Source organism: Nostoc sp. 'Peltigera membranacea cyanobiont' 232 (assembly GCF_002245985.1).
Lineage (GTDB): Bacteria > Cyanobacteriota > Cyanobacteriia > Cyanobacteriales > Nostocaceae > Nostoc.
In genome coordinates this window covers 1-22,908 of sequence record NZ_NOLK01000134.1, presented here as the reverse complement: position 1 = coordinate 22,908, position 22,908 = coordinate 1, and the positions used below count along the sequence as shown (strand labels likewise).

The window sequence follows — 22,908 nt, the reverse complement described above, 5'->3', positions numbered from 1 at the left end:
CCAGTTCTTCTTTTGATAACTGGTTCAAGCTTTCTCGGTCTAATTCTTGAGGCAGGTTTTCGTTCATATCTATGATAGTCCTCCTCAAGTGTTCCCTTTGTCAATACTCTGCCACCTGAATCCTTACGATTGCAGATTGAAAAATCAAGCCCCTTAATTTATTAATGGGGATAATCTACAATCTACCTTCTAAAATCATCAATAAATCTAAAATCTAAAATCTATCAATCCCAAGCCCCTAACTTTAGTTATGGGGTCAATCTCCAATCTGCAATCGGCAATCTTCAATTGCTTGACTGCGATTACTGACTATGATATTCCATCAGCAATCTCTAAAATCTTTCAAGTCAACTAAGTAAAAAGGCAGTTTATAAATATTTACTTTCATGCCCAAGGTGAGGCGATCGCTTTCTTTCACATATTCAAGTAAAATCACTGTATTTGATGGATAAAAACTTTCTTTACAGCGTAACTCACCTACTTTAATAAGAGGTGTACTTGTCGAAAGGCAAACTGTCTTCCGGCTCAAAGTTACGCAGGTCTTGCTCCATCATCTGACGACGTTGGACGTATGTTCTGCTATCTTCAATCCTTCGTCTCATCTGCCATGCACCAAAATTAATACCCTTTTCTGCGTATTTAGCAGACACTTTGTTGTAATCATCAACCTCGATTTTCTTGCGCCACTCAAGCTGTTCCAGCGCACTTTCACTGATACCAATTTTCTGAGCGTATTCTACATATTCAGGTTTGAGAGAACCATCTGGGTTAAACTCCTTTTTTTCTTGTTCGCTAAAGAAATCGTAGGCTGTGTAGACTGGCCACGGCTCTGGATCAGTCTCGTCCAGGTGCTTCCACTCGTCATACTCTTCTTTTGCTCGTAGAGCATAACTATCAATTGCTCCAGGATGTGCGCCTTTAGATAACTTTTGTTGTCTTACTTCATTTTTTAAAGTTCCATCTGCATTGAATTCTTTCTTATGCATATTTATCCAACGCTTAATTCTCGACATACAAACCTCTCAATATATTAACCAAGTTTCATTAACTTCTTAAAACCATGACTCTGGAAATTAAACATTTTGATCCCAGGCTCAATCAATGGATTTATACAGATTAGCGTAAAACTATTTTAACTGAAAAGCTCAGTAATACTTTACTAGAATCATATTTCCCTAACAAAGAGTTTTCATTTGGCCACTCAGATGAATACAGTACCGCCGAAGAATTAAAGAATCATCCAGATGGACAGATTTTATTGCTCTCTTCTAAGACTCGCTTACTTTATGGAGAAAAGGAATGTTTAGAAACGATTCAAAAAATTTGTCCAGATAGTAAAGACCGTGGGGCTTACGGTTCCATCTTCCTTGGGGCTTGTAAAAATGTGATTCATGAAAAGCTAAATATTCTGGTAGTAGATGATTCTACTGATAACAGGGGTGAAAATGGAGGGATATTATCGAATGATTTGGCATATAAATTAGTTGGTGACTGTTATGGGCAGATTTCAACACAACTTTATGACAAGCTAACCTTAAGAGAATCACAAATAGATAAAAGCTATCGTGTAATTCAGCATCGATTCGGTTGGGTGGATGGAGTTGGAGAAGATACTACTAAATACCGTTTTGGCAAAGGAACACTCCGACCATACAGACTAGATAGAATAGAATATGCAGATCCTAAAAATGAACCAAAAATCGATATAATTCTTCCTGTAAGCAGTTTTAAAGGAACAGACAAGGATAGACCCGAAGGGCCTACTAAACCGCAGATTCAACCAGGATTATATCAGCAAAATATTTGGTTAGCTGAAAAAGGACAATCTCAACAAGGACAGATGTCTATCTCCCAACTGCTGGCATCTTTCTCCCAAGGAATTAAAGATTTTGCCGAGGAACTAGAGGTACAAGCTCAAAGATTAGCCTCTATTCAAGATGATCCGAGAATTCTTGCTGCTTACTATTGTGAAAGATACGAAAAACGTAAAGAATCATTGAGCCAAAATAAATTAAAAACATCAAAAACTATTAATCAAGAAACAGATGTCAAAAAGTTAGGGACAAATGATGACTTAGATGCAGATCAGGAGTTGGATGACGAGAGTACTAAAGATGACTTGTTCATGTACAAACTCATTAAAGCTGATTTACTAGGTCATCAGCAACTTTTAGAAACTGAGAAGGTAAAGCAGGAATTAAGTCGGTTTGTACAAAGTGAGTGGCGAGATATTGCTGTAGGGAAAACGCTTACTTTTGACCAAGGGATGATTATTCCATCCAAGGGACTCAAAAATGGTGAAATTTGTGTCTCTTGGCTTGATGAGCAAGAAAAAATTCTTAACTTCCGTTCTCCTTTCCTCAACTCTAATGGTTTGTGTGTTTCTAATAATAAATATGTTGAGGATCAGCTAGGGCCAGATGGTGAACCCTTAGAAGGCATAATTGTAGTCAATGACGAAGACCACAAGCGCATACAAGCCAGAATTGCAGAGTTAGAAGCACGAGGAATCAATGTTGATTTTATCGACCCAGCAGAAACCGAATCAGAACGCCAAGCACGAGACTACGATGGTGACTGCATTGGTGTGGCAAGAGCTAGCTTATATCCCAATCTGACAGCAGAGGCAGAGCGAAGAAATCTTCCCCAAAACGCCTATTCGCCCACGGTTAAGCTCAAAAAACAGTCATTTTATGATCCCACCGATGGAAGTCAGCCCCCTTTTGAAAAAATCGCTATTCACATGAGCGATAGCATCAGCGTGGGCATAATCAACAATCAAGTTACTGCGCTAGAAGCATTAGAATCGGAAATCGAAGTACTAAACGCTTATGGGACTTTAGAACAAAAATCAGAATATTTAGAGCAAGTATCTAACCATTACGAAACCCTGTTTGAGCAAGAACGCCAGAAAGATCCAAAGTTAATTCGAGAAGAATACAAGCCTTATATGCAAGGGGTTGTTGAAATTGCTCATTGTCAAATAACTCCCGAAATTATCCAGCAAGCAATGGACATTAACCGTCAAATGTACCGGAGCATGATTGAAGAAGGATGTTATCAAAACCAAATAGCGGTTGATTTATTCAAAAGTGCTAAAAAACCTGAGATGAATTTAATCCGGGAAAACAACCGCTACTTGTATCGTGATGTTAATTATATTAAAGATAAAAAGTCGCCTTCAGTTTATTTAAACACGGGGATAACACCAAAGGGCTACTCACCAGTAGAATTATTGATTAGCCAAACCAATAAATATTTCCAGCAATCACAGTTAGAATCGCTCCCCATCGTTCAGTTTAAAGACTTGTTCAAAGGAGTAGAATTTACACCACAGCAAAAATTTGCAGCGATCGCCGCCAAGTACGAGTTTGATCGGAAATTCAACGCTGCGGTTCGTGCCTCAAGGCGGCGAGAAACAGAGTCTGGCCCTAGCGCAATTGTTCAAACGGATTCAGGAACGCAACTCGAAATTACCAACCTCACCCGCTACGGGCATCCCCTAATCTGGAAAGCCCAGACACTTAATATTCGCCTAGATGAGATTAAATTCACAAACAGTGAACGCCCCCATAAATTATTAGCAGTTGCACAGATAGATGGCGAGGTTGGGTCAGATGGAAAACCCGCTTACCGCAACCTGGGGACAGTTAGCCAACAATCTGTGACTGACCACAATCTCAAGGCGGGGACGACCATGCAGGGAGCTAAACTCCTAGAACTAAAACCAGAACTTACTAGAAGCCAAACTAAACTACTCTATGCCTTGGCAAATGATGCGGCAGAAGCATTTTATGCGAAAATCCCAGAGTCAGAAAAATTTGCATCCGCAGCCGCGGCTTGGAACATCTGTACATCCCGCCAGGATGAACTCGAAGTTGCAAGAAAAGAAAACGCAAACCCCCAGGCGATCGCTAAAAAAGTCTCTAATTTTGCCTTCGCTGCTTTCCCCAATGAGATTATCTCTCGCTTAGATAAATTGCAATTTACTGAGCCGAAGTTAGTCACACTCAATAATGAAGCAAATCAATTTTTGGGTCGAGACTGGAATCCCACCGAAAAACACGCGATAGAAATTAGAGCTAGCCACCACCCACCGGGACATGAACGCCACGTTTCCAGACTAATGTTTGTACAGGATACTGACGGCGAATATAAGGAATTCGCCATGCTTGAAACCAGAACTGCACAGCTTCCCATTGGAACGAAAGCGCAAGCAAGTATGGTTGGGGTAGAACCTGCTACTGCCAAAGCAATTATTGGGCTGCCAGGAAACGAGCCGGTTGAAATTACTATCCGTGAACTCAAGAACTTCTCTTATGCAGGACTTGTTTTTAATGCCGAATCGGTCAACTTAGAATTTGGCACTGTGCCGGTGACTGACAAAACAGTGAAAATCAAACTTGATGGCAAAACTCTGGGTGAGTTAGACAGCGATTCTGCCCAACAGTTAAAAGAAATTAATTATCTCAAAAATGGTAATCCTCTAAAGTTAAAGCTCACGTCTATCTCTGAAACTGGAGATCAAGCTTTTGTCCTGGGTGAGTCTCCTAATGGGAATCTCCTCAAAATTAATAAAATTAACTTTTATGATTTTTCTGGTCAGACATTCAATGATCAAGATTACCGAAAGCTGAGTATCGAAACCTCAGCTTCTAAAACTAGAGATGCTGTATTTTTAAATGGTGAACCCTTGGGGGTACTACATTTTAAAAAAGACAAAGACGCGCTCAGACAACTTGGGCTACTCAAAACCGGACAACTTACACTCGCGCCTGTAATCATTGAAAGTAATTTTTCTGTTATTTGCGTTCAAATTGACCCTAATACCGTTGAATATCCCCAGAAGTGGACGAAGGAATTTCAGGCTTTTGGGACTCAATCAGTTAATTCTGAACAACAAGAGATGATTGAGAGTAGTGCGAAAATTCTCCATCATATTAAAGAGCGTCCTACTTTCTTATTTTCTACAGAATCAAACAAAAAACTTGGAGTCATGGGTCTGGCTGTTGATAACCAGAAAGCTGAGACTGTGACTAAATGGTTAACTGCTCAAAAAGTTGAATGGCAGCAAGTACCAACAGAAGATGTTATCAGGGAAACTAAAAAAGGTCTAGCGGTATTTAACTTGGTTGATAGTTCCATCCCTGCCAAAACTTTGGAGAACATGACCAAGAAATTCGGGGCAATTATTGAAACGGATAGTGACTATCAACAAAGAGTTAATTCCCTTGCTACACGACCGCAGTTTTTGAAACCACCAGAACAAACAGCACAATCCCCACCTAACCAATCTATAACTCCATTACTCCCCACTACTCCTTCTACACCAGACATTAGTAATCATGTGAAAACCGAACCTTTAGGTGTAGAGAAATACCCGACAGTTACTATTGATGACTTGAGAAATTGGTACAATGCCGCAGATAAGTTAGGGAAGCCGGAAAATTACAAAAAACGCATTGTAAAAGTGGCTAATGGGTTTAAAGCTGGTGAGCAATTATCAGCCGAAGCGTTGACAGTAATGAATCAAGATACATTTGAGCTTGAAGTCATCAGTCGGCTGACTCAAATTGCTCAAAGGATTGGCATGGTCTGGGGTAAGTCTAATGAAAATGGCACTCAAGTCCAAGGAAAGATTTATGACTTGGCTTTCAATACCCAACAGAGGGATTTAACTATTTCGCAGAAAAATGGAGAGGTAATTTTAAACTTGCAATCTGGTCAGGTACAGACTAATAAACTAACTCCACAGATATTGCAAACTTTTGAGGATGCTAATACTCAAATTGATAAAATATTAGCTAAACCTCAAATACAACAAATAAACTTACAAAGATAGATTTATCTTAAAATAGCTTTTTTAAGCAGTAGAAAAGGAGAACAACGCTATGGAGACGACTAATTTAGAGCAGCTGCCAAAACAAAAAAGAAGGTATTCAGGGAATGGGGAATGAAGAAAAGGGCGATCGCACGTTCAAAGTGGGAATACTCAATTTATGTAGTTGAGGTTATTTCCAATGGCGGATAAACAAGAGATTAAATGTACATACTGTTTTGGCAAAGGTAAAATAGAACAACCCGAATCAATAAATTTATCTCCCGTACCACAATATAAAACTTGTAGCTTTTGTGGTGGAACTGGAAAAATTATTAATAAAAAGTCGTAGAAATATCTACTTTACGTCATTAGGGCATAACAAACCCCTACTCTCTCGTTCTGTGTGACGGAAGAATAGGGGCTTAATGATGCGGTCTGTGGGCAAATCCAATCAGGTAAGGATGAAATGTGAATGTTATGCAGATGTTACAGGGTGCGACCGCGGTAAATTATTGACAAAAAGCCTGGAAACAAACGCCTGCGAGCGTTACGGTATATTCAAAGCAGGTTATAAGGGCTTGTTCGGCTGAAGCTGTAAGGCAGCTGCAAAATCTGTTGATAAGTGATTTCTCGGTAAAGGTGTGTGCAAGTCTAAATAAATTATTAAGGGAATACCCAGGTAAGATGGGTAGAAATGGGGTAGTTCTGCGCTATTTTTACCCAAGCGATTGAGCGATAATTATGTGTATAAAAAGCGCTGGCAAAGATTTTAAGCTGGCATTTAATAAACTGCAATATAAAACAGATCCCTGGATTTTTACAGGGCTTTTTAAATTGAAAACTCAGTTTTCGAGTTTAAAAAAGCGAATGATGGTTTGATTGTATCTTTTACAAACAAATGAAAGCGAGTTTTAATTAGCTGGATTAGAGCTGAGTACAAGATCAAGTAAAGTACGAACAGGTTGTGATTTAAATAGTGCAGCTTGGTGGTCACTATAAGCACGAACTAGGCGATTAAGCGTGCTGGCACCAGTTTTGGCTTTTTCAATTTCTTCACCTCTGACGATTTCGCCATCAAGCATCTGCTCAATCACAAGTTTAATATCACCAGCCTCAAGGCGGACTTTTTGTAGCTTTTCTAAAGTGCTAAGTAAGGTTTTGAGTGAATTTAAGATTTCGTCACTATCCAGGGCATTTTCCACTGACTCAGCGATCCCTTGAGTTTGTGTCTCATCTGGAAGTGTCAGTAATTCAGTAGTAGATGTTTTAGGTTTTATCTCGAATTCGCTTGCCATTAATCCTGACTCAAGAAATCTTTCTGAGTGTATTGTTTAATTGAGCTTCTGTTTAGTATGACTTTTAGAGAGTAGCAGATTCAGGTATGTTGTAAATTAGCCTCGGCGAAACAGAGCTTCTAGATAAACCTGGGAAACACGGCGATCTCCATCAGCATTTTGCAACAGAAACAGTGAGATAGCTGCGGTAATAAGGCGATGTTCATCCCAATCAGGATGCTGTTCTAGATAGCTGTTTAAAGACTGATGTAGTGTTTCAGGAAGATTAGTCAAGATGTTTTGGGTTGAGTTCATGGGAGCAAAGCTTCCGAAAAAGCAAATCTAATAGGGACAACAAGCCAGAGGTGATGCAGTAGTTGTCCTGTTTCACCCCATTCTTTAGTTGTCAAACCACCTGTGCTAGCAACTGAATAGTTTTATACAGTTGATGTTCAAGATGGAATAGACAGCAAAGGCTAGTCGATTTATTGTGTGCTGACTGGCTCGGTTTGTCAATGTTGCAAAATATTAAACATAAATATAGAAAAAATAAATAATTACGTGAAAGCTAGGGTTAGAGATAGATTTTCTTTACGCAACTTAACAATAACTCCGTAAGATAGACTGATAGCTACAGTCATGACAAAATCCCCAGTGGATGAATAGAAGCCGATTATCTTGTCAAACAACTGTGGAAAACAGTAGAGGTAGCTGTGGAAAGTCTGTGGAATCAGTTAGAAAAAGTAGAGCTAATGATAAGAATTGCAAAAAGTGACAACATGAGAAGGAGTCAAAAGTCAGAATGGGTTAAACCTTAGCTATCCGCTAACAGGAGTCAAAATATCCCAGCAGTCAAGTCAGGGGTTTCAAGCAAGGAAAATTTTTCTTTATCTCCACGATAGCGACGCGGAGTGCGAGTCCGCTTACTCTGTAAGAGTTGCAAGCTACGCTTTTAGCGTCTCGTAGAGAGCGTCATTGCGTTAACAAAGGGGGGCGTTAACAAGAGTGCAAATTGGTATAAATTCGTTCCAAAACAGTTCGTCATAGTGTAGGTTTCGAGGTTTGCTTGGCGTATTCTTCTATCAGGGAAGCATAGTCTTCTTCTTTGGGTAGGGTCTCGAAGCTATGAACCGCAGAGGTCGTCGCCCATAGCAGCTTTTCCCTCGTCCAAGTTTCGATGAAAGGCGTGAACCATGAGGCATTGTCCAGCATCGTCGCATGAAGGTTAACGAACTCGTCCATTCCTTCCGGGCGAGTAAATATCCAACTCATGCAGTGTGGGCAGAAGTAATGGCGAGTCGCGCCATGCAAACCGCCGATGGTCGGCTGACCCTTCAGTATTGAGAACCCAACGCTTGGAATCGCAACGCTTAAAGAAAAAGCGCTGGCAGTCATTCGCTGGCAACCTGTGCAGTGGCAAGCCATCGTCAGCAGAGGCGGGGCACTCACCTGAAGCCGTATCTGTCCACAACGACATCCGCCTGACCAGGGCAAATTCCAATCGTTCATGATCTGCCGCCTCCGTTCTCTATTCATCTTCATTCTTAACTAAGAATAATATTTTCTTTCTGACTTTTGAATTCTTCTTCAAGAATTATTTGCAAATACAAAAAAGGGAAGAGAAAGCAACATGGAATTGAATAGTGTTATCGCAAATCGTACCCAAAATTGGGGAGTATTTTCCAGCAAACCGGGGGGCGATTTTTTGGTGCTTGTTAGGCAACCCCACAGGCAGAAAACAAGGCTTGATGGTGCTGTTCTTCTTGAACCCCGATCAGGTGTAATTGGGCGATCGCCTACACAGCAAATCCTCAAGTTGTACCTTTACTTGGTTTAAAAACCCGCAGATGCGATCGTTTTTATGTAACCGATAAGCGATTCAATAGGTTTGTCCAAGGGATCGCGTTGTGGGAGAATAGGCTGCTAGATATCGATAACTCTTGGGGGTAAGCATCCTGCCTGCCCAGTATATACAATTTAAATGTGGAACAGCTTAGTTAGTGTTGTTATTTCTAAATTACAATTTCTAGCAGGGGTCAAGGGATTTAGTAATTTTGTCTATCTTTGCTCAACGTTCAGTATTCATCCGCCATTTTCTCAAACTTGCATCTGTAAATGTTCTTTCAAATCTAATGGTTCCGTTGGCAGGACTAATAGATGTAATGTTTTTAGGGCATTTAACGGAGATTCGTCATTTAGCAGGTGTGGCACTAGCAACAATTTTATTCAATTATATTTATTGGACATTCGGTTTCTTACGCATGGGTACAACTGGAATGGTTGCACAGGCTATAGGGCGTAAAGATAACCAATCGGCAGTACTGATTGGTTTACAGCATGGAATTTTAGCATTGATATTAGGACTCGCTATCCTGATATTTCAACAACCTTTACAAATATTAGGGTTTGCGATTCTAAGTGCTACACCAGAAGTTAAAAGTTCTGGAGTCGATTTCTATAATGCTTTAGTATGGGGTGCCCCAGCAACATTGATTAACTTTGTCTTGATTGGTTGGTTTCTTGGACAAGCACAAAGTAGTAAAGTGTTGTTGCTTTCAGCTATTAGCAATTGTGCAAATGTACTACTAGATTATCTATTTATTGTTCAGTGGGGATGGTCAAGTAGAGGAGCTGGGTTAGCGACAGCCACTAGTCAGTATCTGATGCTGATGGTAGGTATTTTACTATATTGTCAAACAATTTCATTTAAACAAATACAAGCTTTAATTGGGGAACTATTTGACCTGTCTGCTTTAAAATCAGCTTTCATGCTGAATGGAGAAATTATTATTCGGACTTTTGCTTTAATTTCGACAATGGCGATGTTTAGCAACCTTAGTTCTATGTTAGGAACTGAAATTCTGGCAGCAAATACCCTCTTGATGCAAGTGGTAAGCTTGGCAGCATATTTCATTGATGGCTTGGCATTCGCTACTGAGAGTTTGGCTGGGATTTTTCAAGGTAGTGGAAATATTACTTCTTTAAAACAACTGTTGCAAACTTCTGTAGTTAGTAGCTTGGTTATCGGATTAATGTTTGCTACTGCATTTATTTTTGCCCCAGAATCACTGTTAAGATTGTTGACCAATCATAGTGAAATTATCAATAATTTACGCTCTTATATTCCTTGGTTGTTACCAGTTTTAGGTTTTGGCTCAGTCGCTTATGCGCTAGACGGTTATTTTCTAGGATTGACTCAAGGTCATACACTTCGTCAAGCTATGCTGAAAGCCGCTGTAATTGGTTTTATTCCATCAGCAATTACAGCAATGTATTTCCATAGTAGTCATTTACTATGGCTATCAATGTCTTTATTTATGGCAACAAGAACAATAACTTTGGCATTGTGCGTACCAAAATCGTTTTGTAAAAGACAGTGAGGGCAGGATGTTGGAGGTAGGGTATTAAATGTAGTATTTAAGACACTAAAATGCGAATATATTACATACTACAGCATCTTCTTAATTCTCTACACCTTTCATCAAGGAATACTAGGGATTTACGCTTTTATTAGTGCCGTGATCGAAGGGTGGAACTCGACTTTTGACTGCCTAGATGAGTTTTTGACGAAAGCTTGAGTTTCTCTTACTAGTAGTTCGCTTTCCCCAAAATTGCGCTTGTGGATGTCGGCGCTTGTGCAGGTTCGCTAGTGGGAGCAGAGGAAATTATGCCAGGTATAGCAGCGATCACAGTGATTAACGCCTTATGGCATCAAAGGTTTGGGCAGATAAGGATTCAATCTTATTTAGTGCTGTTTTTGAGTTCGTCGAAGGAACGTTTTTTTAGTCTGACTGGCGATTTTCTCCAAAGTAGGGAGTACCTAAAGCTTTAGGAGGTGTAGATTTTCCCGCTAATCCCACTAATGCCAATAAAGCGATCGCATAAGGTAGCATGACTAAAAATTGGTAAGGGATATTTGCCCCTAATGCCTGAATTCGCAGTTGTAAAGCTTCTGTAGCGCCAAATAGCAAACAAGCTAAAGCACTACCTATAGGATGCCATCTGCCAAAAATTAATGCTGCGATCGCAATAAATCCTTTACCAGCACTCATCCCTTCGGCAAAAAATCTTACCTGTACTAGAGCTAAATAAGCACCTCCTAAACTCGCAAGACAGCCACTAATTACCACTGCGATATAACGTACCGTTTGTACTGAAATTCCAGCCGTATCAGCAGCTTTCGGAGATTCTCCCACTGCCCGCAATGTCAGTCCAAAGCTAGTTTTAAATAAAATGTATGTAGTTAAAATAACTAAGATAAATAATAAATATACTAAAAAATCTGACTTAAATAGTAGCGGCCCGATTAGAGGAATATTGGCTAAACCAGGAATGATAATTGTCCCAATTCCAGGTAACTGCTGCGTACTGCTGCCACTAAACACTAACCGGGCTAAAAACGATGTTAATCCAGCTGCAACGAGATTAATTGCTAGCCCAGATACCAATTGATCGACACGCAAAGTTACACACAAAACAGCATGGAGTAGTCCGACTAATCCACCTGTAATTAAGGAAGCGAGGATACCAAGCCAGGGATTACCTGTGTAGAAAGTGGCAGCAGCAGCAGTAAAAGCACCTATAAGCAACATTCCTTCTAAGGCGATATTTAAGACGCCCGCTCGTTCCGAGTACAATCCTCCAAGGGCTGCAAATGCTAGGGGGACGGCTAGGCGTAAGGTAGCGATTAAGTAATCGGAGAAGAAGTTGAAATTATTCATGGAGTTATTTTTAAACGCAGAGGGAAGCGCAAAGTATCACAGAGTTTTCTTTGTGTTCCTCTGCGTTAAACCTCCGCGTCCCTCTGCGTTTTTACTCTTATTTCTCTTTCGACTGCGAGACTGATAGCAATAAATAAGACCATAAACCCCTGAATCGCGTAAACTACTGTTACCGGCACACCTACACTACGCTGCATCACATTTGCACCACTGCGAAGCGCTGCAAAAAACAAAGAAGTTAAGACTACACCGACAACACTACCACGACTTAAAAAAGCGATCGCAATGGCATCAAATCCGTAACCTGGTGAAACTTGTTCAAATAGCCGATATTTCAACCCCATCACCTCACAACTCCCAGCCAACCCAGCTAAACCACCTGAAAAAGCCATCACCAGCATAATGGTACGTTCAACAGATATGTGGGCATAACGGGCAGCAATCGGGTTAAATCCCACTGCTGTAATTTGATAACCTAGCGGCGATCGCACTAACAATACCCATAAAATACCTGCGGCAATTAAACCGAATAAAATCCCAGCATGGGCAAGGCTTTGCGGTAAGATAATCGGCAAACGCGATGTTTTAGCAATTAATGGCGAATAAGGACTAGGCGCACCTGTGGCCATTAATGGGTTTTGTACGAGGTAGCTAACTAAATTCACCGCGATATAGTTGAGCAATAATGTAGTAATTACCTCATTCACTCGGCGCATGGCTTTGAGATAACCAGGAATCCAACCCCAAACTGCACCAAAGAAAAATCCTGCCAAAAGTGCTAAGGAGATATGAATCACCGCAGGTAATCCTTGCACATATAACCCAATTAAAGTACTTCCCAATGCACCCAGATAAATTTGTCCTTCTCCACCGATATTAAATTGCCCAGCCCGCAATGCTACTAACACGCCCAAACTAGCGAACAATAGCGGTGTCATTTTGGTGAGGGTGTTACCAAATCCAAAGTAGGTAGAGATAGATTCTTGAAATAAAATGCTGTATGCGGTGATGGGATTTGCCCCAGCAATTAGTATGAGGATAGCACCGACGATAAGGGCGGAAGCGATCGCAATTAGGGGTGATAGGATTGGTGACAGTAATTTCATACGATTAGTTGGGATCATTGATTAACCCCACCAGCCATCAACAAACCAATTTCTTCCACCTTCGCCGTAGCTGCATCCAAAATAGCCACAAACTCACCTCTGTAGATTACGGCAATGCGATCGCTCATTGTCATCACTTCTTTCAACTCAGTAGAAATATACAAAATTGCCGCACCGCGATCGCGTTCTGTTAAGATTCGAGACTGGACAGCTACTGTCGCCCCGACATCTAATCCCCTTGTAGGTTGCATGGCGATAATTAAAGCTGGTGTTTGCGCCAGTTCTCGCGCTAACACCACTTTTTGTTGATTTCCTCCCGAAAGCTGACTTACCTTGATATCAATCCCATTCGCCCGAATGTCAAACTCTTGCATTGCAGCTTGGGCACGATTAGCGATCGCTTCTGGTTGTAACAAAAAACGGCGACAAAATGGCAGATATTTAAAAGCTTTTAAAATCAAATTTTGGGCGATGCTAAATTGCAACACCAATCCCATTGTCTGCCTATCTTCTGGAATGTAGCCGACTGAGGAATGCTTGGGCGTAAACTCAATTTTACCCTGCTTAATAGTCCGCACAAGAGCAATGGCATCAGCTAATTCTCGCTGCCCATTCCCATCGACACCAGCAATTCCTAAAATTTCTCCCGCCCGCAGTTCAAAAGATACATTATTTACAGCCGGAATATTTCTTTCATCAGCAACTTGTAAATTTTGCACCGATAGGATGATTTCTCCTGGTAATGTAGGACTTTTATTTAACTGTAAACTTACCTCCCGTCCTACCATTAATGTTGCTAACTGCTGAGGTGTAGCTGCTGAAGTTGATATTGTTGCTACTACCTTTCCCTGGCGCAAAACTGTTACTGAATCACAGAGATTCATTACCTCTTCTAATTTATGACTGATAAAAATGATTGTGTTACCTGCGGCTGCCAATTGTCGCAAGATAGCAATTAATGATGCTACTTCTGGCGGTGTCAAAACTGCTGTAGGTTCATCAAGAATCAACAACTTTGCTCGACGGTAGAGAACTTTGAGAATTTCTACCCGTTGTTGTGCCCCAACAGATAAATTTTCAACTTTGGCAGTGGGGTCAATTTCTAATCCATAAGCTTGGGATAATGCGGCAATTTCTTGCTGTTTATCTTGTAAATTTAGCCGCCAAGTTTTCTCCATCCCTAAGATGATATTTTCTGTGACAGTCAATTTCGGTACAAGCATGAAGTGTTGGTAAATCATGCCAATCCCTAATTTAATTGCCTTATTTGGTGAAGTAATTTTTATTGATTGTTCTTGAAGATAAATCTCCCCAGCATCAGGTTGATAGAGTCCACTAATAATATTCATTAAAGTACTCTTACCTGCACCATTTTCGCCTAGTATTGCATGAATGGTTCCAGATGCAACAGAGAGGTTGATATTATCGTTAGCAATAAAACACCCAAAGCGTTTGGTAATATTGTTTAAGCGTAAATAGTTCATATTCACTAAAATGATAGCTCGTAGTGAGGACTAAAGTCCTCAAAATCTGGACTAAAGTCCTTACTACAAAAGTTTTTTAATCTAGTCTACTAAACCTATTACAGTACAGCGTAATAAACCGCCCATTCCAAATCACCAAAAACCATGCCCTGTAAGCTTTTTGGCTTCCGCCCTGCGGTACTATATTGTTGCTTTTTTTACGCAGCGCGTATCTTTACCAGCCTCTTTACAGTCTTCAAAAACGATTTTTTTATTAACAATATCTTGCTTTGCATTCAATACCTTTTGCTTTACTATTTCTGGTATAATTCCTCCGAATTTTCCTAAAAATAAGATATCTGTTCTTTCTAACCCAATTGTATATATTTGTCCTTTGATTTGTTTTTGTTTAGCTAATTCTGCTATGTAAGCGATGGCTAAATCTAAGCGTTTTACAGCGCTGGTTAAAACAGCTTTTGGTGCAACATCTAATTGATCCTTAGTGTTGCCAAAAGCATATACTCCTTTTTCACCTGCTGTTTGTAAGACTGCGGCTGAGGCATTATCTAACCATTGATAGATGACATCAGCACCAAAAGAAATTAATGCGAGCGTCGCTTCCTTGGCTTTGGCAACATCATTCCAATCACCTGTAAAAGTAGAGGTAATTTGGATATTTGGTTTAACAGACTTTGCTCCTAATTCAAATCCCCGGAGTTCTCCCTCGGTAGCGGGGAACTTCTCTCCAGCAATATAAGATAATTTATTAGATTTAGTGACAGAAGCGCCGATAATACCACACAAATAACTAGCTTGTAGGTGATCTATTCGTAAAGAAGCAATATTCTCAGCCTTAAGATTACCATTCACACCCACAAAAAATGTATTGGGGAACTGTGAGGCGACTTGTTCAATTGCAGCATCAAATTGTCCGCCATGTGCGAAGATGAGATTGTAGCCTTTACGAGCAAAATCTGTTAATACTTCTGTTTGATCTGCTTGTGCTACTTTTTCTACATAGGCGGTTTCTGTACCTAGCTTTTGTTTTGCTAGATTAATTCCTTCATAACCAGATTGATTCCAGCCTTTGTCAGTAATCATTCCAGGGAGAGCGATCGCTATTTTAAACCCTTCAGTACCACCCGTTGTTGTCGCTGTTGGTGTCGTTGGCTTATTACTGCAAGCTTCCACCACTAAGCTAGTAGCAAATGCTGCTGAACCAAACAAGATAAATTCACGCCGACTAAAGCTTGTTGTCATACCTCGCCTTCAGATAGATAGTTATTTCAAAACTCTAAAGTCGTAGGTGGTCTTTTGGAAACAATTTCTCCCGGATTTCTCAATCAAGACACAAAAACGTCTCTCCTCGTTTATCATAGTCTGCTTTTACACTTGTTCACTCAGCCGTATTATCTCGTACTCTTTTTCAAAAATCAAATAGGATTCCTATAGCGTTCTTCCATCAATCTTGGGAAAAGCAATCGCTGCAAGGTTTACGAGACTTCGGTTTTCAGTTTCTAGCTAGATTTTTGAATTTCTATTAGAAAATAAAGCCTCAAACCTTGATTGGGTGATAGTTTCAGTTTTCTGCTTCGATTATTGTTTGATGAGAGTGATGGAAGAGCGATAGTAAAAACCTAGAATTAAAGAAAAGATAAAAAGTTAATCATGTCAGACTTTATTGAGCTAGGGGTTACAAATCAAAATCAAGGCTGAATGTTTCCCCTGAAGAATCTTCTTCTTTCTCCTCTGCAAATGGAGTTGCAGTCCAAGACGTGAGCTGCTTTGATTCAGTATTAATAGGTGGGGAAGGTAAAAGTTGTGCAGGTAATCCAGCCTTGATGAAAACAAAATAGCAATCAACTATAAAGTAAAGCGTGTCCAGGTAGCTTTTATCTAGTTTTTGCGATTCTGCAAATATGCGCTCTCGGTAATTATCTTTGAGGCGAATTTTTTCCGGTGCTAAGTCTTTTTTATCTGCCATTGTTATAACTTCACTTAAGAGATGTGCCCGTTAGATTCTTGGCAGAAATGGTTTTTGCCATTTCTAGAAGCCCAGAGACATTGGCTTCTACCGGATTGTCCAGGATTTTGAAGCCGTTTTTCTCCAACAGCTTCTTAAATCCAGGTAAGAGGCAACCTCCACCAATCGCCCAGATTTCATCCCCCTGGTGCTTGGCATCAAGTGTCAGATTCACCACTTTCTTCAAGTATTTTTCATACCAATCTTTTAAAGAAGCACTGTATATATCTTTGATATCGATGTCACGGCTGTACTTGGTATGTCCCATTTCCAGACAAAATCGGATTTTCGATGGATCTCCGATTTTTCCGCCATTCAAATGTTTCATTTTTTGGGAGATATCATCGATGAGAACTTCTACACCTATAGGGTAAGCAGTGTGAACTTCTCGCTGACCCCGGTTGTAACGAGAATATAGGGTTGTTCCATTACCAAAGTCTAAAATGGTTAATTTTTTTGGCAGTGGATGCCCAAATAATGCACCCATACCCTCTAGTACAACTTTCAGCACTTCTACTTTCACGTCTGATTGTTTGCCAGCAAGTATTGGCTGATATTCTCCGTTTAGTACTTTTTGCAATTCTTCAGCCAGACCAACATCATGTAAGCTGACGACTAATTTTAAGTGCCAAGCCTTACGGTGTGGGAGATGTGCCAATGCACCCAACAAAGTCAACAACGCATTATTTACTTTATTTTCATTATTGTCTGTGTTGCGGTCAAAATAATTCCCTGTCCGGTAAGCTGACTCTCCAACTGTGTAAGCAGTACCGTTAAAAACTACACGCCCTGGAACATCTTCCATCTCGGCATTAGTTATATAGCTGGGGACACGAACTACTTCAAAGCCATCGACTAAAAGTTTGAGACTTCCGTAACCGTTATCGAAACCCGCAGGAAAAATTTTTTGCAACGTGTGAATGTTTGACATAAAGAAAAAGGTAATACACTTTGATTTGTGAAAATTATCTGTTCAGGTAATTTTAGGGAGTAGGGGAGAGAAGAATAAAATAACTACCTCTTTTTTTCCTAATCTCAAGAGCTTATCATAACCCCTTGGGGGCTAAATGGGGTACAAAATGTTAAACAGTCATATATACCCCATTTAGCACCTATATATACCCTATATAGGGGTCAAAATGTCATCAAAGTCCTGAGCTATTGTTGGGGTATATATAGCCCCCATATAGCCCCCAGAAGGAATTTTTGAAATCTTTTTTATCAACGCAGCAGAAATTAAATTAGATCATCGTTGACTCTTTGATTTATACTTTAATGTCAATTTTTTGTTGAAAAGCAATTCAGTTTTGATCTTTAACTTCTTGTTGACATGTAACGAGTGCGTTATCACTTGCTTACAGGTTCAGCTTTCTCAACTGAATTATCATTTACACCCAAAGTCAATTCCAAAGGAGTTCTTTGGGGGTAAGCTTTTACTACTTGTCGATAAACATCATAATTAGTAGGTAGTGCCTTCTGTAAATTACCCACTCCGTAGGTCATTTCCAATTCGCAATTCGCAATTCGCAGTTCGCAATTACGGCGTAATTGATAATTGAGGCGTTGGGGTACAGAGCAACTAATTTCAATTATGAAAAGAAAAGAACACGTAGTATCAATATTCAGAGCAAGCACATTTATGCATAGGGTATTATTAATTGCGAATTGCGAATTGCGAATTGTTGGGTCATCTGGGCCAACAACTGCTCCTGCCGGTTTCAATCCATTCCTATTCAACACTGAAGTGTTAGCAAAGGTTTCAATGCGTGGCTGTGGTTGACTAGTTAGGTTATTAGCATACTTAACTTGCCAAGAGTAACTGGTGAGTGCTGTAGCTTCATACTGTTCAGCAGTAGTAGTGCTGCAACTTGCAGTTATTATTGAGGGTAAAAATCTCATTTGTATTATCAATCGTGAATATTTTTCACCTATCACTCTTGAAGAGGAAGTATGCCATCATTGCTGCCAAGGCGAAGGTATCGCGGTAATCGAAAGCACTTCCCTTGCTTGCAGTCTAATTGCTGTTTGCTCACACTTGGGGCATTTTACCTTTGTGAAAATCACTGAAGGTCGTCCTTTGTACTCGCCCATTACGGGATCTCCGGTGTACTCGCTGATTATCCCCTGTTTGCAGTGGTAGCACTCGAATATCACACGCCCTACCTCCGAGTTGCAATCCAGGAATTGCATGTGCTGACAGGGTTCTGGCGGTAATTCTTCTTCTTCTTCTTCTTCTTCATCGCTCTTTGTCAATTGACTCTGTTGCTTGGGCTGTTGCGGTAATTTGGATTTTCTCTTGTCAGCAGAGGTACGTTTGGCTTTACTTTTCTCTAAATGTTGCGGTTTTCCAGCAGCGTTTGTCTTTGACCTTACAAGAGGTATTACCTCTGCTTGGGCTGGCTGCTCAACTGATGGCAGATCAACACTGGGAGTAATGTTAGGCTGAGAGATTGGCTGCTGTTTATCTACTGGTTTATAAGCAACAAGGTCAAGCTTTGGGCTTTGGTCGTTGAGTTTTAACTCTTGCTTAGGTAGCTTGGGCGGTAAGCGAAGCCATGCCGTTAGGCTTATCGCTCGGTAGACTTCATCAGAACTTTCTTTCCAGAACTTTGGGAAATGAGTGTATTTTAACCGCCAATTTATTTCACTAAATCGCCCCTCATCACCAGAACGAAAGTATAGTTAGCTTTTTAGGTGACAAGCAATTTGGAGCATTAGTTTTTCATTACTTTGGTGTAAAACTTGTGAAAATCTTTGCGGTCTACTTAAATTGTCATAGAATCAGTTCATTCTGTAACTAATATATGTTTTTTCATCAAAAATCGTNTAGTACTAAGAAAATATGATTATCGCAGTTACTAATCAAAAGGGAGGAGTAGCCAAGACAACCTCTACTATCGCACTAAGTGGATTGCTGGCAGAAAGTTCCTCCTGCCTTGTAGTTGACTTTGATCCCCAAGGCAATTTAACCACAGGTCTAGGAATCAAGATTCAGCCAGGGCAGATGACTGCTTATGAAGTACTTACAGATCGTAAACAGAGCGCATCTGAAACTATTATTGACACCGAGTACGGAATCAAGCTGATTCCGGCTGACATATCTCTAGCATCTGGAGAAAAGCAAATTTTGACCTCGGCAGATAATAGCCGAATCCTGAGAAAGAAATTGAATCCTTTACGGCAAGAATTTGCTCATATCCTCATTGATTGCCCACCTAGCTTAGGTATGTTGACTCTAAATGCACTAATGGCAGCAGATGCAGTCTTGATCCCCGTTCAATGTCAGTTCTTTGCTTTGGAAGGCTTACGACAATTATTGGAAACTATCGAAAGTCTTCGTGATGAAGACACTCACCCCAACTTGCAAATTTTAGGAGTCTTGCCTACAATGGCAGACCGTACACTCACGACCCAAGATGCTCTCAAAACTCTTAAAACTAAACTCCCTGGGGTCAAAATTTTTGAACCAGTTCCTAAGTCTGTTCAGTTTCCAGAGTCTAACTTGGCGCGTCAACCAATCCATCGGTATACCACAGAAAGAAAATTGATTGAACCTTATCAAGAAATCGCCAGGAAAATGGCAGAACAGGAGTAATATGGCGAAGCGGCGCTTGTCAATGGCAGATGAAATGGAATTTCCGAATAAAACCAGACAATTCCTTGACTTAGTAGGAGTTACCAATAATCCTCAACTCTCGGAAAACGAATCTATTGAACAATCTTTATTAATAACTCAAATTCACCTAGCTGCCCATCAGCCTCGGCGTTATTTTTCAATTCAAGGAATGGAAAGCCTAGTTGCTTCTATTCGTGAACATGGCATCTTGCAGCCACTGCTTGTCCGACCGTTAGAATCCGGTAATTATGAATTGATTGCTGGTGAACGTCGCTACCGTGCGGCTCAAACTCTTGGAATGGAGCAAGTTCCGGTTATTATCCGCCATCTCAATGACCAAGATGCTTTCCAAGTCGCCCTCCTCGAAAATTTGCAACGGGAAGATTTAAATCCGGTTGAGGAAACTGAAGCTATTTTGCAACTGCTATCTATCCGCTTGGAATGCTCTCAAGGAGAAGTTATTTCCCTACTCAATCATATTGCTAACCGACAAAAGCAAAAAACAGAAACTACGAACAACGTTGTTCGTAACCAATGGGAAATGGTAGAAAAGATATTTTCAGTAATAGGTAGGTTGACTCCAGACAGTTTTCGTAGTCATCGCCTACCTTTACTAAATTTACCTAAAGATGTTCTAGAAACTTTGCGCCAAGGACAACTAGAATATACGAAAGCTCGTATCATCGCTCAATTGAAAGACAAAGATCAGCGACATCAACTTCTAGTGAAAACTATTGAAGAAAATCTTTCAGTTAGAGATATCAAAAGTTACATTCAATCAGTTCAACCTCCTAAGTCTTCTCAGCCGAATATCCTGACTAATCGGATGAAGTCAGCCTATCAGCGAGTTAAGCAAGCTAAAATCTGGGAAGATCCTAATAAAGCAAAAGTTTTAGAGAAGTTGTTAAGGCAAATTGAAGCTTTATTAGAGTAAAATCTATGGTTTTTTACAACATATTTCACTCTCCTCACCAACCTTTGAGGCGTAGCTTGCATAGCTTGCGCTCGTAGTCATCGTATGGTGAAGCGAAGCAGCATTTTCGACTTTATCATCTACTATTATTGTAATCTCAAAAGAGTATAGTATTTATGTACTATGATTGAACTGAATCCCAGTACTATAATAGTCTGCGGCATCGGATCATAAGCAATGTCCACTCCTCCTAATCTTGCCCCTGAACAAGTAAGCGCCTTTCCTCAAAACGAAACAATCACCGGAGTCGTAGAACGTTTAACTTTTTACTCTGCTGAGTCAGGCTACACCGTGGCAAGATTGACTCGCCCACGTAGTACCGAACTCACAACAATTGTCGGCAGCTTCGCCAATATTCAGCCAGGGCAGACTTTACAACTAACTGGTTTCTGGCGTGACCATCCACAATTTGGGCCACAGTTTCAAGTAGTCAACTACAAAGAAACCAAACCAGCTACTCTCACTGGAATTGAAAAATACTTGGGTAGTGGGCTGATTAAAGGTGTTGGCCCAGTCACAGCAAGACGGATTGTTGCCCACTTCGGGCTAGAAACGCTCGACATCATCGAAAACCAGATTGAACGACTGATTGAAGTCCAGGGTATTGCCAAAAAACGGATCACTCTCATTAAAAACGCTTGGGAAACTCAGAAAGCTATCAAAGAAGTGATGGTGTTTCTCCAAGGGCATGGCGTTTCTACCACTTATGCTGTGAAGATATACAAGCAATATAAGGATGAAGCGATCGCTACTGTTACCCATAACCCCTATCAGCTAGCAGCCGATATCTATGGGATCGGTTTTCTAACTGCTGATAAGATTGCTCGAAACTTAGGAGTTGCCCCTAATTCTGAGTTTAGATATTGTGCTGGACTTGTCCATGCTTTGAGCGAAGCAGCTGAGGATGGGCATTGCTACTTACCACAGCCAGAACTAATTGCACTCTTGTTTTGCCAGATGGTTGACTCTGACATTATTTCTAGAGCCGAACTCCTACAACAAGCCATTGCGACTTTACAAATCTCTATTCAACAAATTCAGGCTTCAGGGGAAGTAGCACCACCTGGTTGTTGTGTTTTGCGTTACCAAGCACGGGGGAAAAAGCAAGCTTATTGGTACTATAAATTACACGCTACCAAACCAATTTTTTCCACAACTCAACCCAACAAATTGAGTAAATATAAGCATTTGGGTAAGGCAGGAAGCCCTGCTCATATTAATGCTGTCCTCTCCGTAGCTAGAAGAACCCAAATCGATTACTTAACTGAGTGCATCGACTCTCTTCGTCAAAATTGGGTGGACTTGTACGATAGCCTCAAAGAGAAAAAGTAAGTCTGATTATTTGTTCGCGTAAGTTATCCGCGAACACTATTTTCTTTGTTTTACCCTCTATTTCTCCTTAACCGAGCAGTATTGCCCAGGGAATTTTCCATTGGTTGAGCCACATCTTCAGCATTTTCTACGAGTTTGGCTTCTGCTGCATCTGAAAGTTGCGATACTACAATAGTAGATGTTTCCGCTTTTACCTCGTTTTTCGTTGCCATTAATCCTGACTGAAAAAATCTTTCTGAGTATATAGTTTGATTGACCTTGTTATTTAGTATGGCTTCTAGGGAATAACATTAGCCACGACGAAACAGAGTTTCGAGATAAACTTGGGAAACACCGCGATCGCCATCAGCATTTTGCAGCAGAAACAGGGAGATGGCTGCGGTAATAAGGCGATGTTCATCCCAATCAGGATGTTTTTCTAAGTAGGTATTGAGAGATTGATGTAGCGTTTCGTCTCGATTTGTTGACTTAATAGCAGCTCGAAACGCTCGAAAATCGTATTTTGCATCCCGATTGTCAAAGCCAGCAGGCGATTGAGGAACTGTCGCAAGGGTGGGAGGTCTATCTTCATTCCACCTT

21 protein-coding genes and 2 pseudogenes are annotated in these 22,908 nt (G+C 40.5%); 8 read left to right on the top strand and 15 right to left on the bottom strand.

Features of this window, described 5'->3' with window-relative positions; genetic code table 11:
• Nucleotides 1-482: 482 nt before the first annotated feature.
• A complete protein-coding gene (locus CDG79_RS30640; RefSeq protein WP_094345484.1) occupies nt 483-1,013 on the bottom strand; it encodes a hypothetical protein in 531 nt (176 codons plus the stop codon).
• A 47-nt stretch (nt 1,014-1,060) separates the two neighbouring features.
• Here CDG79_RS30640 and CDG79_RS30635 point away from each other — a divergent pair.
• Nucleotides 1,061-5,842, top strand: a pseudogene (locus tag CDG79_RS30635) (hypothetical protein).
• 890 nt (nt 5,843-6,732) lie between these two features.
• On the opposite strand, the gene CDG79_RS30630 reads toward CDG79_RS30635, so the two are convergent.
• From CDG79_RS30630 to CDG79_RS30620, 3 genes are all read right to left on the bottom strand, one after another.
• Nucleotides 6,733-7,116, bottom strand: a complete 384-nt coding sequence (locus CDG79_RS30630) for a hypothetical protein (protein WP_094345483.1) — start codon at nt 7,114-7,116, stop codon at nt 6,733-6,735.
• A 96-nt stretch (nt 7,117-7,212) separates the two neighbouring features.
• Nucleotides 7,213-7,410 carry a DUF2811 domain-containing protein gene (locus tag CDG79_RS30625; RefSeq protein ID WP_069074080.1) on the bottom strand — a complete coding sequence of 66 codons (198 nt, stop codon included), beginning with the start codon at nt 7,408-7,410 and terminating at the stop codon, nt 7,213-7,215.
• A 726-nt stretch (nt 7,411-8,136) separates the two neighbouring features.
• Complete coding sequence (locus CDG79_RS30620) at nt 8,137-8,520, bottom strand: GFA family protein (protein ID WP_223278428.1); 384 nt, start codon at nt 8,518-8,520, stop codon at nt 8,137-8,139.
• 205 nt (nt 8,521-8,725) lie between these two features.
• Between CDG79_RS30620 and CDG79_RS30615 the strand changes: the two genes are divergently transcribed.
• Together CDG79_RS30615 and gntT are read left to right on the top strand one after the other, a co-directional pair.
• Nucleotides 8,726-8,932 (top strand): hypothetical protein, encoded by a 207-nt coding sequence (locus tag CDG79_RS30615; protein WP_094345482.1) that lies wholly within the window; start codon nt 8,726-8,728, stop codon nt 8,930-8,932.
• A gap of 217 nt (nt 8,933-9,149) precedes the next feature.
• Nucleotides 9,150-10,475 (top strand): guanitoxin biosynthesis MATE family efflux transporter GntT, encoded by a 1,326-nt coding sequence (gntT, locus tag CDG79_RS30610; protein WP_223278427.1) that lies wholly within the window; start codon nt 9,150-9,152, stop codon nt 10,473-10,475.
• A gap of 402 nt (nt 10,476-10,877) precedes the next feature.
• Here the strand turns inward: gntT and CDG79_RS30605 are convergent, their stop codons facing one another.
• From CDG79_RS30605 to CDG79_RS30570, 8 genes are all read right to left on the bottom strand, one after another.
• Nucleotides 10,878-11,816, bottom strand: a complete 939-nt coding sequence (locus CDG79_RS30605; protein WP_094345480.1) for an ABC transporter permease — start codon at nt 11,814-11,816, stop codon at nt 10,878-10,880.
• Nucleotides 11,817-11,881: 65 nt separating this feature from the next.
• The gene (locus CDG79_RS30600) at nt 11,882-12,940 is read right to left on the bottom strand and encodes an ABC transporter permease (protein WP_094345479.1); all 1,059 of its coding nucleotides are present in this window, start codon (nt 12,938-12,940) and stop codon (nt 11,882-11,884) included.
• Nucleotides 12,937-14,406 (bottom strand): ABC transporter ATP-binding protein, encoded by a 1,470-nt coding sequence (locus CDG79_RS30595; protein WP_094345478.1) that lies wholly within the window; start codon nt 14,404-14,406, stop codon nt 12,937-12,939. Before CDG79_RS30595 ends, CDG79_RS30600 begins: the two co-directional genes overlap by 4 nt.
• Nucleotides 14,407-14,586: 180 nt before the next feature.
• Nucleotides 14,587-15,645, bottom strand: coding sequence for a BMP family protein (locus tag CDG79_RS30590; RefSeq protein ID WP_094345477.1), 1,059 nt, complete (start codon nt 15,643-15,645; stop codon nt 14,587-14,589).
• A 433-nt stretch (nt 15,646-16,078) separates the two neighbouring features.
• Nucleotides 16,079-16,369: a hypothetical protein gene (locus CDG79_RS30585; RefSeq protein ID WP_094345476.1), complete on the bottom strand. Its 291-nt coding sequence runs from the start codon at nt 16,367-16,369 to the stop codon at nt 16,079-16,081.
• 10 nt (nt 16,370-16,379) lie between these two features.
• Nucleotides 16,380-17,339: a ParM/StbA family protein gene (locus CDG79_RS30580; RefSeq protein ID WP_094345475.1), complete on the bottom strand. Its 960-nt coding sequence runs from the start codon at nt 17,337-17,339 to the stop codon at nt 16,380-16,382.
• A 416-nt stretch (nt 17,340-17,755) separates the two neighbouring features.
• Entirely contained in the window at nt 17,756-18,307 is a 552-nt protein-coding gene (locus tag CDG79_RS30575) for a hypothetical protein (protein WP_094345474.1), read from the bottom strand.
• Nucleotides 18,308-18,364: 57 nt separating this feature from the next.
• Nucleotides 18,365-18,661, bottom strand: a complete 297-nt coding sequence (locus CDG79_RS30570; protein ID WP_094345473.1) for a hypothetical protein — start codon at nt 18,659-18,661, stop codon at nt 18,365-18,367.
• Here CDG79_RS30570 and CDG79_RS30565 point away from each other — a divergent pair.
• The 5 genes and pseudogenes from CDG79_RS30565 to CDG79_RS44235 all read left to right on the top strand — a co-directional run bounded on the left by CDG79_RS30565 (nt 18,655) and on the right by CDG79_RS44235 (nt 22,329).
• Nucleotides 18,655-18,843, top strand: a complete 189-nt coding sequence (locus CDG79_RS30565; RefSeq protein WP_094345472.1) for a hypothetical protein — start codon at nt 18,655-18,657, stop codon at nt 18,841-18,843. The genes CDG79_RS30570 and CDG79_RS30565 overlap by 7 nt on opposite strands.
• Before the next feature lie 407 nt (nt 18,844-19,250).
• Entirely contained in the window at nt 19,251-20,003 is a 753-nt protein-coding gene (locus CDG79_RS30560; protein ID WP_094345471.1) for a ParA family protein, read from the top strand.
• Nucleotide 20,004: 1 nt separating this feature from the next.
• Nucleotides 20,005-20,958, top strand: coding sequence for a ParB/RepB/Spo0J family partition protein (locus CDG79_RS30555; RefSeq protein WP_094345470.1), 954 nt, complete (start codon nt 20,005-20,007; stop codon nt 20,956-20,958).
• A gap of 216 nt (nt 20,959-21,174) precedes the next feature.
• Nucleotides 21,175-21,936 (top strand): annotated as a pseudogene (locus tag CDG79_RS30550) (helix-hairpin-helix domain-containing protein); the annotation flags it as partial.
• An 18-nt stretch (nt 21,937-21,954) separates the two neighbouring features.
• Nucleotides 21,955-22,329: a hypothetical protein gene (locus tag CDG79_RS44235; RefSeq protein WP_185584343.1), complete on the top strand. Its 375-nt coding sequence runs from the start codon at nt 21,955-21,957 to the stop codon at nt 22,327-22,329.
• Between the two features lie 50 nt (nt 22,330-22,379).
• Here the strand turns inward: CDG79_RS44235 and CDG79_RS42925 are convergent, their stop codons facing one another.
• The 3 genes from CDG79_RS42925 to CDG79_RS45635 form a co-directional block, all read right to left on the bottom strand.
• Nucleotides 22,380-22,541 (bottom strand): hypothetical protein, encoded by a 162-nt coding sequence (locus CDG79_RS42925; protein ID WP_189525196.1) that lies wholly within the window; start codon nt 22,539-22,541, stop codon nt 22,380-22,382.
• Nucleotides 22,542-22,619: 78 nt separating this feature from the next.
• Complete coding sequence (locus tag CDG79_RS30545) at nt 22,620-22,802, bottom strand: DUF2811 domain-containing protein (protein WP_094345485.1); 183 nt, start codon at nt 22,800-22,802, stop codon at nt 22,620-22,622.
• A complete protein-coding gene (locus CDG79_RS45635; RefSeq protein WP_143855622.1) occupies nt 22,748-22,900 on the bottom strand; it encodes a strawberry notch C-terminal domain-containing protein in 153 nt (50 codons plus the stop codon). The genes CDG79_RS30545 and CDG79_RS45635 overlap by 55 nt, the downstream gene beginning before the upstream one ends.
• Nucleotides 22,901-22,908 lie beyond the last annotated feature (8 nt).

Coding starts and splice junctions, on each gene's coding strand:
- CDG79_RS30640 (WP_094345484.1), bottom strand. CDS start 1,013: ATGTCGAGAATTAAGCGTTGGATAAATATGCATAAGAAAGAATTCAAT.
- CDG79_RS30630 (WP_094345483.1), bottom strand. CDS start 7,116: ATGGCAAGCGAATTCGAGATAAAACCTAAAACATCTACTACTGAATTA.
- CDG79_RS30625 (WP_069074080.1), bottom strand. CDS start 7,410: ATGAACTCAACCCAAAACATCTTGACTAATCTTCCTGAAACACTACAT.
- CDG79_RS30620 (WP_223278428.1), bottom strand. CDS start 8,520: ATGGCTTGCCACTGCACAGGTTGCCAGCGAATGACTGCCAGCGCTTTT.
- CDG79_RS30615 (WP_094345482.1), top strand. CDS start 8,726: ATGGAATTGAATAGTGTTATCGCAAATCGTACCCAAAATTGGGGAGTA.
- CDG79_RS30605 (WP_094345480.1), bottom strand. CDS start 11,816: ATGAATAATTTCAACTTCTTCTCCGATTACTTAATCGCTACCTTACGC.
- CDG79_RS30600 (WP_094345479.1), bottom strand. CDS start 12,940: ATGATCCCAACTAATCGTATGAAATTACTGTCACCAATCCTATCACCC.
- CDG79_RS30595 (WP_094345478.1), bottom strand. CDS start 14,406: ATGAACTATTTACGCTTAAACAATATTACCAAACGCTTTGGGTGTTTT.
- CDG79_RS30590 (WP_094345477.1), bottom strand. CDS start 15,645: ATGACAACAAGCTTTAGTCGGCGTGAATTTATCTTGTTTGGTTCAGCA.
- CDG79_RS30585 (WP_094345476.1), bottom strand. CDS start 16,369: ATGGCAGATAAAAAAGACTTAGCACCGGAAAAAATTCGCCTCAAAGAT.
- CDG79_RS30580 (WP_094345475.1), bottom strand. CDS start 17,339: ATGTCAAACATTCACACGTTGCAAAAAATTTTTCCTGCGGGTTTCGAT.
- CDG79_RS30575 (WP_094345474.1), bottom strand. CDS start 18,307: ATGAGATTTTTACCCTCAATAATAACTGCAAGTTGCAGCACTACTACT.
- CDG79_RS30560 (WP_094345471.1), top strand. CDS start 19,251: ATGATTATCGCAGTTACTAATCAAAAGGGAGGAGTAGCCAAGACAACC.
- CDG79_RS30555 (WP_094345470.1), top strand. CDS start 20,005: ATGGCGAAGCGGCGCTTGTCAATGGCAGATGAAATGGAATTTCCGAAT.
- CDG79_RS44235 (WP_185584343.1), top strand. CDS start 21,955: ATGGTTGACTCTGACATTATTTCTAGAGCCGAACTCCTACAACAAGCC.
- CDG79_RS42925 (WP_189525196.1), bottom strand. CDS start 22,541: ATGGCAACGAAAAACGAGGTAAAAGCGGAAACATCTACTATTGTAGTA.
- CDG79_RS45635 (WP_143855622.1), bottom strand. CDS start 22,900: ATGAAGATAGACCTCCCACCCTTGCGACAGTTCCTCAATCGCCTGCTG.